This is a genomic window from Marinobacter halotolerans (genome assembly GCF_008795985.1).
Classification (GTDB): Bacteria; Pseudomonadota; Gammaproteobacteria; order Pseudomonadales; family Oleiphilaceae; genus Marinobacter; species Marinobacter halotolerans.
This window is the reverse complement of sequence record NZ_VMHP01000002.1, coordinates 509,669-521,247: the sequence shown is the minus strand read 5'-3', so window position 1 is coordinate 521,247 and position 11,579 is coordinate 509,669. Positions and strand designations below refer to the sequence as shown.

Annotated in this window: 10 protein-coding genes; 5 read left to right on the top strand and 5 right to left on the bottom strand. The window is 58.3% G+C overall.

What is annotated here, in order from left to right:
- Positions 1–16 precede the first annotated feature (16 nt).
- Both FPL19_RS12705 and rluC read right to left on the bottom strand, forming a co-directional pair.
- Positions 17–664 carry an HAD family hydrolase gene (locus tag FPL19_RS12705; protein WP_150912929.1) on the bottom strand — a complete coding sequence of 216 codons (648 nt, stop codon included), beginning with the start codon at positions 662–664 and terminating at the stop codon, positions 17–19.
- Between the two features lie 88 nt (positions 665–752).
- Positions 753–1,820: a 23S rRNA pseudouridine(955/2504/2580) synthase RluC gene (rluC, locus tag FPL19_RS12700; RefSeq protein WP_150912928.1), complete on the bottom strand. Its 1,068-nt coding sequence runs from the start codon at positions 1,818–1,820 to the stop codon at positions 753–755.
- Between the two features lie 580 nt (positions 1,821–2,400).
- On the opposite strand from rluC, the gene rne reads away from it, so the two are divergent.
- Together rne and FPL19_RS12690 are read left to right on the top strand one after the other, a co-directional pair.
- On the top strand, positions 2,401–5,613 hold the full coding sequence (rne, locus tag FPL19_RS12695) for a ribonuclease E (RefSeq protein ID WP_150912927.1): 3,213 nt from the start codon (positions 2,401–2,403) through the stop codon (positions 5,611–5,613).
- A gap of 3 nt (positions 5,614–5,616) precedes the next feature.
- Positions 5,617–6,156 (top strand): YecA/YgfB family protein, encoded by a 540-nt coding sequence (locus FPL19_RS12690; RefSeq protein ID WP_150912926.1) that lies wholly within the window; start codon positions 5,617–5,619, stop codon positions 6,154–6,156.
- On the opposite strand, the gene FPL19_RS12685 is transcribed toward FPL19_RS12690, so the two are convergent.
- Positions 6,141–7,025 carry a PHP domain-containing protein gene (locus tag FPL19_RS12685; protein ID WP_150912925.1) on the bottom strand — a complete coding sequence of 295 codons (885 nt, stop codon included), beginning with the start codon at positions 7,023–7,025 and terminating at the stop codon, positions 6,141–6,143. The two genes, FPL19_RS12690 and FPL19_RS12685, sit on opposite strands and share 16 nt — an antisense overlap.
- A 78-nt stretch (positions 7,026–7,103) precedes the next feature.
- On the opposite strand from FPL19_RS12685, the gene FPL19_RS12680 reads away from it, so the two are divergent.
- The 3 genes from FPL19_RS12680 (at position 7,104) to FPL19_RS12670 (ending at position 8,651) form a co-directional block, all read left to right on the top strand.
- Entirely contained in the window at positions 7,104–7,403 is a 300-nt protein-coding gene (locus FPL19_RS12680; protein ID WP_150912924.1) for a YciI family protein, read from the top strand.
- Positions 7,404–7,515: 112 nt separating this feature from the next.
- Positions 7,516–8,199: a TIGR04211 family SH3 domain-containing protein gene (locus FPL19_RS12675; RefSeq protein WP_225314412.1), complete on the top strand. Its 684-nt coding sequence runs from the start codon at positions 7,516–7,518 to the stop codon at positions 8,197–8,199.
- A gap of 149 nt (positions 8,200–8,348) precedes the next feature.
- Entirely contained in the window at positions 8,349–8,651 is a 303-nt protein-coding gene (locus tag FPL19_RS12670) for a PilZ domain-containing protein (protein ID WP_225314411.1), read from the top strand.
- Here the strand turns inward: FPL19_RS12670 and rraA are convergent.
- Both rraA and ppsA read right to left on the bottom strand, forming a co-directional pair.
- Positions 8,641–9,123, bottom strand: a complete 483-nt coding sequence (gene rraA / locus FPL19_RS12665; protein ID WP_150912922.1) for a ribonuclease E activity regulator RraA — start codon at positions 9,121–9,123, stop codon at positions 8,641–8,643. The genes FPL19_RS12670 and rraA overlap by 11 nt on opposite strands.
- 25 nt (positions 9,124–9,148) lie before the next feature.
- On the bottom strand, positions 9,149–11,542 hold the full coding sequence (ppsA, locus tag FPL19_RS12660) for a phosphoenolpyruvate synthase (protein WP_404802823.1): 2,394 nt from the start codon (positions 11,540–11,542) through the stop codon (positions 9,149–9,151).
- Between the last annotated feature and the right edge of the window lie 37 nt (positions 11,543–11,579).

Here is an 11,579-nt window from a genome sequence, read left to right as displayed (position 1 = left end):
CGCCCGCCTTTGTTCTCTAGATGCCGAGGATGCCGCGAAGATCGGCCACCGTATCAACGATCGCGTGTGGCTCATAATGCTGCAGAACATCCCGCTGGTGCACGCCCCACTCAACGCCGATAGACGGCATGCCGATACGCTGAGCCATCTCCAGGTCATAACGGGTGTCGCCGATCATCACAGCCTGATCTGGCCTGATATTGTAGAATTCGATGATTTCCGACAGCATCCGGGGATCCGGTTTGGAACGGGTCTCATCGGCGCATTTAGTGGTATCGAAATGGGGCCCGAGACCGCTGGAAACCAGAGCTTCCGCCAGCCCCCGGCGGCTTTTGCCGGTAGCAACCGAGCAGCCTCGGCCTGCGGCGCGAAGGTCTGTCACCACTTCGGTCATTCCGGCGAAGACGTTTTGGGGCGTAGTCACCTTGGAGAAGAAATAGGTGGAATAACCCTCTCGAATACGGGTCATTTCCTCGTGACTGATGCCCGGATAAAGCTTGTGAAGGGCCTCGACCATGCCGAGTCCGATAATGTCGCGATAAGCCTCGCGCTCCAGTTCCGGATAACCAAGATCGGTGGCAGCCTGATGCAGGCTTTCAGCAATGTGCTCCACGGAATCAATCAGCGTTCCGTCCCAGTCAAATATTACTACCTTTATATCCATGAACCCTGTCCTGACGGGATGGTTTCTGCCACGTACACCCGTGGCCCGTTATCAATCAGTCTTTACACGTCCCGGCCGTGCCGGCGTTTCAGCTTCCACCCTCAAGCCGGGCCTCAAGCCGGGCCTCGAGTCTGGCAATCACCTTAGAGAAAGCGTCATCGTAAGGGGCCTCGAAGTGCATCGGCTCTCCGGTTGAGGGAAGAGAAAAGTCCAACGCCCGGGCGTGAAGCATTAGCCGATCGCCGCCGGCCGAGCGAAACGCTCTGAGGCTGACATCATCCATATACTTGTCATCACCCGCAATCGGATGACCGACCCAGGCGCTATGGACACGGATCTGGTGGGTGCGCCCGGTAACCGGAGACGCCTCGACCAGGCTATAGCCGCCGAAATGCTGAAGACATCGGAACAGTGTAAGGGACTCCTTCCCTGCCGCATCCACCCGGACTCTGCGCTCACCGGACTTAAGCTCGAACCGCAACAACGGCTCCTTAACCCGGGTGACCTGCTCGCTCCACTGACCGGAGACCAGCGCATGGTAGCGCTTGCGAACCCGTTTCTGACGCAGCTCATCCTGCAGAAACCGAAGCGCCGAGCGCTTCTTCGCCACCATGATCAGCCCCGAGGTATCCCGATCCAGTCGGTGCACCAGCTCCAGAAACTTAGATTGAGGGCGCGCTGCGCGAAGCACCTCGATCAGCCCGAAATCAAGGCCGCTGCCGCCGTGGACCGCAATACCTGACGGCTTGTTCACCACCAGCATCTGGTCATTCTCGAACACAATGGCATCTTCAATGACGCCCTGAACCCGCGACCCCGGCACCACCTGCGCCGGTTTTTCCTTGCGGGTGACCGGCGGAATCCGCACCTCGTCGCCGGCCTTCAGCCGGGTATCGGGCTTGACCCGCCCCTTGTTTACCCGGACTTCCCCCTTGCGAATAATACGGTAGACAATGCTTCGGGGCAGATCACGGATCTGCGCCATTAGGTAGTTGTCGACCCGCTGGCCGGCGTTGTCCTCATCCACCACAACCTTGCGGACTCCCTGACGCACCTCGCCCGGGGAATCTGGACGTCGGTCATTGGCTCTGGCTTCTGACGCACCCACAGAGGGGCGCCTGGTGGAATTGCGCTTTTGTCTTGGGGACCGGGACATAGATGCCTTAATTGCCGATGAGCGCGGGATTGAAGGGGCGCACTATTGCTGTTATATTCCGACGTGATTTGCCGTTTGTCTACGGCCTGGCCAACATGCCAGAAGCCGGAGCGGCAAAAGTATACCGACACTATCAAAGACTTTGAACGCCGGAAGCCCAATCATTACCGGGCACGGCGGCAGTAACACTCCCGCCCACTCGCGGAAAATGCCGCATAGGCGGGAATTATAAACCGTACGGAAAACCGACGGGCGACATAGCGAAAAATCTTTGCCAGCACGCAGGGCCGGGCCGTCCAGCATACGAATATGACGTGAGACCCAAGGCGCCAGCGTGAACCTGAAAACGGATAACATGCGTCTACAGACATCGACCTCATACGACCCTTCACTGCGATCACGCAGTCGAATCGTCGGCGGTGGACTCGGATTAACAGGGCAATCCCCAGTTACTATCTGATTCGTCTGGCCGTCGGCCCGCTCCCTGAATCGGAGCCCCACGGCACGCACGTTCTGCTTCGCTGATGTATTCCCCCCGTGTTTTCTGTCATCACAAAACGACAGGAACCCTTTCTTTCCCATGAAAAGAATGCTGATAAATGCAACTCACCCTGAAGAGTTGCGCGTAGCTCTGGTCGACGGACAACGACTGTTTGATCTGGACATTGAATCCAGCTCTCGTGAACAGAAAAAAGCCAACATCTACAAAGGCCGGATTACCCGGGTCGAGCCCAGCCTCGAAGCTGCGTTTGTCGATTTCGGCGCCGAACGGCACGGCTTTTTGCCGCTGAAAGAGATTTCCAAGGAGTACTTCAAGAAGTCTCCGGGGCAGATCGAAGGCAAGATCAACATCAAGGAAGTGATTTCCGAAGGTCAGGAAGTCATCATCCAGGTGGACAAGGAAGAGCGCGGCAATAAAGGTGCCGCACTGACGACCTTTATTTCTCTTGCCGGGCGCTACCTGGTGCTAATGCCCAACAACCCTCGGGCAGGCGGCATCTCACGTCGCATCGAAGGCGACGAGCGTGCCCAGCTAAAGGAAGCCATGAGCGACGTTCAGGTTCCCAAATCCATGGGAATCATTGTTCGCACCGCCGGCATCGGGCGCTCCACCGAAGAGCTCCAGTGGGACCTTGACTACCTTGTCCAGTTCTGGGAAGCCATTTCCCAGGCCGCCGGCGAGCGCAAGGCACCCTTCCTGATCCACCAGGAAAGCAACGTGATCATTCGCGCGGTCCGGGACTATCTCCGCCAGGACATCGGCGAAGTTCTGATCGACTCCGATACCGTCTATGAAGATGTTCTCAACTTTGTCCGGGCCGTCATGCCCAGCTTCGAGAACAAGATCAAGCTCTACAAAGACGAAATCCCGCTGTTCAGCCGCTACCAGATCGAAGGCCAGATCGAGACCGCCTTCCAGCGCGAAGTGAAACTGCCCTCCGGCGGCTCGATCGTGATCGACCCGACCGAAGCCCTGGTATCCATCGATATCAACTCCTCTCGCGCCACCAAAGGCCAGGATATTGAGGAAACCGCACGACAGACCAACCTTGAGGCCGCTGAGGAAATTGCCCGACAGTTGCGTCTGCGGGACATGGGCGGCCTGATCGTTATCGACTTCATTGATATGACGCCGGCCAAACACCAGCGAGAAGTGGAACAGAAAGTCCGCGAAGCCCTGGAAATCGACCGGGCCCGCGTTCAGGTTGGCAAGATTTCCCGCTTCGGTCTGCTGGAGATGTCGCGGCAGCGCCTGCGCCCCTCCCTTGGCGAAACCCGCAGCGAAGTCTGCCCCCGTTGCGAAGGCCAGGGCACGATTCGTGGCATCGAGTCCCTGGCACTGAGCATCATGCGCCTGATATTCGAAGAATGCTCGAAAGACAAGACTGGCGAAGTACGTGCCATCGTGCCCGTCGCCGTGGCGACCTTCCTGCTGAACGAAAAGCGCAAGCAGCTTTCCGACATTGAAGCCCGCCAGGAAGTCCAGGTGATTGTGGTACCGGCACCTCACATGGAAACACCGCATTTCGAAATTGTCCGCATGCGCGACGATGAAACCGGTGCCGAACACGTCTCCAGCTACCAGGTGGCTCAGGAATACAGTGAGCGGGAAGAAGAAATTCTTGAAGCTCCGGTCGCACCGCCACCCGTTCGTGAACAGGCGGCCGTGAAGGCCATTCGCCCGTCTGCACCGGCTCCCTCCCCTGCGGCCGCTCCGGCCGCGAAAGCGGAAGAAACCTCCAAGGAGCAGACCGAAGGCCTGTTCAGCCGCCTGGGCCGCAAGATTGCGGATTTCTTCAGCGGCGAGGAAATTATTGGCGACCCCCAGCCGGATACCCGCAGCGCCAACCGCCCGAATCGGGATGAGCGCCGGGGCCAGGACCGGCAGGACCGTCGCAAAACCCGCGTAGCCAGAGACGAGAGTGGCTCCGGCGACAGCGGCAAGCGCAGTGGCAGCGATCGCCGCCAGGGTGGCCAGGGTCAGGCCCGCAATGAAGACGGCCGCGGGCGTAGCCGTGGCGGCAACCGCAACCGTAATCGCAATGCCGAAACGGCCGATGGCGAACAGAAGCAGAGTGCGAGTGCCGAGCAGTCCCGGGACAGCCGCCGCGACGGAGGCCGCAAGGATGGCCAATCGCCGAATCGTGGCCGTGGCAGACCCCAGGCCCGTGACCAGAAAGAATCCGACGATTCCGCCCAGCCACAGCAGAAAGTAGCCGAAAAAGCGCCCTCGCAGGAGAAGGCCGATGCCGGCCCGGAGAAATCCGGAAGTGGCGAGAAGCGCCGCAGGCCGCGTCGCAACCGGAACCGTGACGGCTCCCCTGTGGAAGCGGCGGCGTCGACTCCAGCTGACAGAAAGAGTGCCCGTAGCGAGCACCATCAGAAAGACACCCAGCCAGAAGAAACGGCTGAAGCACCATCGCAGCAGCCAACGGTTGAAGCCTCACCAACGAGTGCGCCCGAGACAGAAGCTGCAACACAGGCAGCTCCAAGGCCCCAAAGAGAGCGCGTGAAGGCATCTGACATCGTCGCCGAGCCCACGCCGTCTCCGGAAGACGAACCGCTGGCTGAAGAAAAGTCTTCAGCAGGGCAAGAGCCATCTGCAGCTCAACAGCCCCCGGTTGAGCAGGAGCAGCCCTCAGTCGAAGAAAAGTCTTCCGTCAAAGCGGAACCTGCGGTGGAAGAAGCGCCTTCAGTAAAAGCGGAGCCTTCATCCAAAGAGGAACCCTCAGCGAAGGAAGAGCCTTCAGTGCAAGAGGAGCCTTCAGCGAAGGAACAGCCCTCAGCGCAAAAAGAGCCTTCAACAGATCAACCATCGGTGACCGAAGCTCCCGCTGAAAAGCCGCCAGAAGAAGCTACTACAGAAAGAAAGCCTTCAAGGCCGCGGCGGACATCTGCGCGGAAAGCGGCAGAGAAGAAAGCGGATCAGCCAGAGCAGCCCGAAGAGCAGACGCCTGCTGCGACCGAGGCCCCTGCGGCTGCGGCAGACGCGCCGCAGCCCGAGACTGAAAAGCCGACGACTGAGCCGGTAAAGCCAGAGCCGGAGGCCGCTCCAGAGGCGGAGGCCAAGCCGGAAACCAGTGCCGAACCTGCACCTGAGCCGGAAGCCAGTGCGAAACCTGCACCGGAGCCGGAGAAGGCTCAGTCAGAAGCGTCTGAACAGGCCTCTGACGAGACTCCCGATCCGACGGAGCCTCCGGTTACTCCGGGCCGTGCTTACAACGACCCTCGCGAGGTTCGCAAGCGCCGTCGTGCGGCTGAAGAAGCCAAAAAAACCGCCGGGAGCAATTAAAGGATGCTTTCCAACTCGGACATTGAGTCACTAGAAGACATCCTGTTTGCCGATCCCTGGGGCGATGAGGCCGTCGATTTCTTCGGCCTTCACGGCATTGTGTGCGCCAGCGTGGTCGGCCCGGTTGCCCTGAGCGCGGATGATATTTTCGCGCTGGCAACCGGTACCGAGGGCGCGGCACCGGAGAAAACGCCTCAGACCTTCAGGTCAGCTGTCGATCAGCTGGCCCGGGATATGGCCCATGCACTGGATATGGGGCAGACTCTGGAGCTCCCGGAGCCGGAAGATGGCGACCCGATGAACGCACTGGAAAACTGGTGCGCGGGGTTTGTGGATACCTTCCTGGAAAACGAAGATGCCTGGCTGGAAGTGGACGAGAAAGAAACAGCGGATCTGCTCGTGCCCATGCTGACCCTGTCGGGACTATTCGAGGATGAGGATTTCCAGAAGGTCCGTAATGACGAGAAGATGGCAAGACAGATGTCAGACGCCATTCCGGATTCGCTGACGGACCTGTACCTGCTGTTTCACGCTCCGGACTGAACCGGAAGCCCCACAGGTTGTTTGAAATGATGCCAGACGGGCTCTATGCCGTCTGGCATTTTTGTTATCCGGCCCAGCTCACACCAGGGCGCTCCCGGAAAATGGAAATCACTGCCCTGGGAGGCCAGCAGTTTTTCCCGACGGCAAAGCTCCGCTAGAAATCCCAGGTCGCCGCTTGATTGACCGGACGTGGATACTTCCATGGCCTTACCGCCGGCCCGCTGGAAGTCCGCTACCAGCGAACGCAGTTTCGTCGCGGTTAACCGGTACTTCTTCGGATGAGCCAGCACGGCTATGCCACCCGCATCGACAATCCACTGCACGACCTCCTCCAGCTCGGGCCAGAAGGCCTTTACGTCACCTGGCTTGCCCTGCCCCAGATGGCGCTTGAAAGCCTGTGCAAGGTTCGTGACGACACCCTCGTCCACTAGCACCCGGGCAAAGTGCGGGCGTCCGGGCACGTCTCCGTTTGAGCAGCGAGTTGCTTTGTCGAGAAGGTCTTCAACACCGATTCTGTCCAGCTTGTCTGCTATGGCTCTTGCCCGCGCCCAGCGATTGGCATTCTGGCGCTCCAGCGCCGACTTGAAACCGGAATCAGCAGGATCGAAATCCAGGCCGACAATGTGAATTGTCTTGCTGTGCCAGACGCAGGACAGTTCGGTGCCGGCAATCAGCGCGATTCCCCTGGCGGCTGCGGAGGTTTCGGCCGCTGCCATACCGGCAACCGTGTCGTGATCCGTCAGGGCCAGATGAGTGACACCCCGGTCTGCCGCCCGATTGACCACTTCCTCCGGCGGCAAGGCTCCATCCGAGGCGGTGCTGTGGCAATGCAGATCAATGCAGAATTCAGTTTCTTGGGGTATAGTCACGAGGATTCCAGATAGCGATACAGTGTCGACAGTGTACCAGTCGGCACTGAACCACACGAACCCCAAACGGAGCTCCGGATGTACTACGCCATCATCAGCGAAGATATTGAAAACAGCCTGCCTCTGAGGGCCGAAGCACGTCCCGCGCACATTGAACGGCTGAACCAGCTGAAGGCCGAGGGCAGGCTGCTGGTTGCGGGGCCTCACCCTGCCCTGGACACTCTTGAACCGGGCGATGCGGGCTTCACTGGCAGCCTGGTCATTGCCGAATTCGATTCCCTGGACGCAGCACAATCCTGGGCAGACGCCGATCCTTATGTGGACGCCGGGGTGTATCAAAAAGTCACGGTCAAACCGTTCAAGGCCGTACTGCCCTGATTCGGCGAGAAACCGCTTTTCGGATGAGGGTTTTGTAATGAAACCTACCTTGTATGGCTTGGTAACTATGACAAAATTGCCCGTCAAAACACTGTCTCAGGGAATACAACCAGTGCCGGCTTCAAGATCCATTGTCCGTTGCGTATTTTTCTTCACTATCCTTTTCGCCACCCTGTCCTCTGCATACGCCGAAACAGTTTACGTGGACGATACCCTCTATGCCCCGATCCGCAGTGGCCAGGGCACGGAATACCGGATTCTGCATTCCGGCGTTCGTAGCGGCACCCCGCTGGAGCTCCTCGAACGCTCAGACTCCGGCTACAGCCGGGTAAGAACACCGGACGGTATCGAGGGCTGGATGGTTTCCCGCTATATATCGGAAACGCCCATTGCCCGCGCCCGACTGGAGTCGGCAAACCGGCAACTTGCCAAGGCACAGGAAACGGTAAGCTCTCTCCGGGCAGAATTGGAAGAGGTAACCAACGAACGCAACGAGCTCCGCGAATCACAGGAAGCGCTTGAGGCTCGGGCCGGCCGCCTTAGCCAGGAACTGCAGCAGATAAAGACTGTGGCATCCGATACGCTGAGCATCAATCGTCGCAATGAAGATCTGCGAAATGAGAACCAGAAGCTGTTGAACGAACTGGAAGTGCTGACGGCCGAGAAGGAACGGCTGGAAGCAAACAAGGAATCGGACTTCATGTTGATCGGTGCCGGCCTTGTGCTGCTGGGCATCATTCTGGCGCTGATCGTTCCTGCTCTGAAGCCAACCAGAAAGAACGATAACTGGGTCTAGTAAAGACCCGGGCAAGCCCTACATGTTGTGCCAATTTCGACACTCAATACTAAATATGCGGTATTGGGTGTTTTTTATTCCCATGAATTCTTTGACGCCCCAGCCTGAAGCCATTATAAATATCAAAACAACAAGCGGGAGATTCGGTGATGTCTGCAACCATGAAGGACTATTCAGAGAAGCGCGATTTCCATCGCATGAGGATGAACGCAGAGATTGAACTGACCGACGCCAGCGGTGCCTCATTTGCTGGAATTTGCCGCGATCTCAGTGGCACAGGTATGCAGCTTTTCGTTGAGAAGGCATTTTCGGAGGGCGACGAAATCCACACCCTCCTTCCGTCCACCAGCGACCAGTTCCCGCCCTTCGAGACAGTATGCCGGGTTCTGCGTTGCGAACCCGACGAACACGGCTACCTGCTGGGCGTGGAGATCATTCAGGTCAAGCGTTAACCAGAGCCTTCTCAGAAACGACAATGCCATTATTGTCTGCATAGACATAATGGCCCGGATGGAAGGTCACCCCACCAAAGGTGACCGGCACATTCAGCTGGCCCACGCCGTGCTTCTCGGTTTTCCGGGGATGAGAGCCCAGAGCCTGAACTCCCAGTTCGGTTCTGGCAATCACGTCCACATCGCGAATGCAGCCATAAATGATCAGGCCTGCCCAGCCGTTGCTAACGGCTTTCTCTGCCAACATATCGCCGAGCAGCGCGGCCCGCTTTGAGCCGCCACCGTCAACCACCATGACTTTCCCGTGTCCGGGCAGCGCAACCTGCTCCTTGACCACAGAATTGTCTTCAAAGCACTTGACGGTCACGATCTCGCCGCCGAAGTTGTCCACGCCGCCGAAATTGCGAAACCCCGGCTCCACGGCCAGAATTTCAGGGTAATCATCGCACAGGTCCGGAGTTACGATAGGCACGTTTGCGCTCTCCTTGTTCAATCAATCAGTCAATTTTTTCGTCGGCCAGGAAGAACCAGGTATCCAGCACCGAGTCCGGGTTCAGGGATACGGTGTCGATACCCTGGTCCATTAGCCACTTCGCCAGGTCCGGATGATCGGAAGGCCCCTGCCCACAGATACCAATGTACTTGTTGGCCTTCTTACAGGCCTGAATGGCGCTGGCCAGCAAGGCCTTGACCGCGTCATTCCGCTCGTCAAACAGGTGGGCAATAATGCCCGAATCCCGGTCCAGGCCCAGGGTAAGCTGGGTCAGGTCATTGGAGCCGATGGAGAAACCGTCGAAATGTTCGAGGAACTGTTCCGCCAGCAGAGCGTTGGCGGGCAGCTCACACATCATGATCACGCGCAGGCCATTGTCGCCGCGTTTGAGGCCGTTCTCGGCCAACAGGTTAACCACCTGTTCGGCCTCACCCACGGTGCGAACAAATGGCACCATCACCTCGACGTTGGTCAGCCCCATCTCGTTGCGTACTTTCTTCAGCGCCCGGCACTCAAGCTCGAAACAGTCGCGGAAGGTTTCAGAGATATAGCGTGAAGCACCGCGGAACCCGAGCATCGGGTTCTCTTCGTCCGGCTCATAGAGGGTGCCACCGATCAGGTTGGCATATTCATTGGATTTGAAATCCGACAGGCGAACAATGACCTTTTTGGGTGCAAAGGCCGCCGCCAGTGTGGAAATGCCTTCCACCAGCTTGTCGACGTAAAAATCCACCGGCGAACTGTAGCCGGAAATCCGCTTTTCCACGGTCTGGCGGATATCCCGTGGCAGCCCGTCAAAGTTCAGCAGTGCCTTCGGATGCACGCCGATCATCCGGTTGATAATGAACTCCAGCCGGGCCAGGCCCACGCCTTCGTTGGGCAGTGACTGGAAATCGAACGCCCGGTCCGGGTTACCCACGTTCATCATGATCTTGAACGGTATCGCCGGCATGGAATCGACGGTGTTTTCCTTCAGCTCGAAATCAAGACTGCCCTCATAAATCATGCCGGTATCACCCTCGGCGCAGGACACGGTCACTTCCTGACCGTCTTTGAGCACTTCCGTGGCATCACCACAGCCCACCACCGCCGGAATACCCAGTTCCCGGGCAATAATGGCCGCGTGGCAAGTACGACCGCCACGATCCGTGACAATGGCGGAGGCACGCTTCATGACCGGCTCCCAGTCGGGATCGGTCATGTCTGTGACCAGAACATCCCCGGCCTGAACCCGATCCATCTCCTTGATGCTGGTGATGATCTTGACCGGACCGCTGCCGATCTTGTGGCCGATGCTCCGCCCTTCCACCAGAACCTTGCCGGTCTCATTGAGCAGGTACCGTTCCATGACGTTGGCGCTGGCCCGGCTCTTGACCGTCTCGGGACGCGCCTGAACGATGTATATGCGCCCATCATCGCCGTCCTTCGCCCACTCGATATCCATCGGGCGCTGATAATGCTTCTCGATGATCATGGCCTGCCTGGCCAGCTCTTCTACCTCGGCATCGGAGATGCAGAACCGGTCACGGTCCTGCTGATCAACCTTGACGGTCTCCACAAACTGCCCGGCAGATGAGTCAGTGTGGTAAACCATCTTGATGGCCTTGCTGCCAAGATTGCGGCGCAAGACCGCCGGGCGGCCAGCGTCCAGAGTGGGCTTGTGAACATAGAATTCATCAGGGTTAACCGCGCCCTGTACCACGGTTTCACCCAGGCCATAGGAGCCGGTCACAAACACCACGTCGCGGAATCCGGACTCGGTATCCAGGGTAAACATTACGCCGGAGGACGCCGTCTCGCTGCGGACCATTTTCTGGATTCCGGCCGACAGAGCTACCTGCTTGTGATCGAACCCGTGGTGGACCCGGTAGGAAATCGCCCGGTCGTTAAACAGGGAGGCAAACACCTCCTTCACCGACATGCGCACCTGTTCCAGCCCCACCACGTTGAGGAAGGTTTCCTGCTGGCCCGCAAACGAGGCATCCGGAAGATCCTCCGCCGTGGCGGATGAGCGCACGGCAACCGCCATGTTCTCATTTCCTGCCTGCAGTGCCGCGAAGGCTTCCTGCAGCGGCTTTTCCAATGCCTCCGGGAAAGGCGTATCGATGATCCACTGGCGAATCCGCGAACCGACCCTTGCCAGCTCATTCACATCGTTAATGTCCAGACTGTCCAGGGTATTGTCGATCTTTTCCCGCAGGCCGTCTTTGGCCAGAAACTCGCGGTAGGCGTGAGCTGTTGTCGCAAAACCACCTGGCACAGTGACACCAGCATTGGCAAGATTACTGATCATTTCGCCGAGGGAGGCGTTCTTTCCGCCCACCCGGTCCACATCAGACATTCCCAGGTGATCAAACCAGATAATGTAATCTTCCAAAGCGAGTCTCCCTTGATTCATTGCACTGCGAGCTATCGAACTTGGCGTGTATGATACT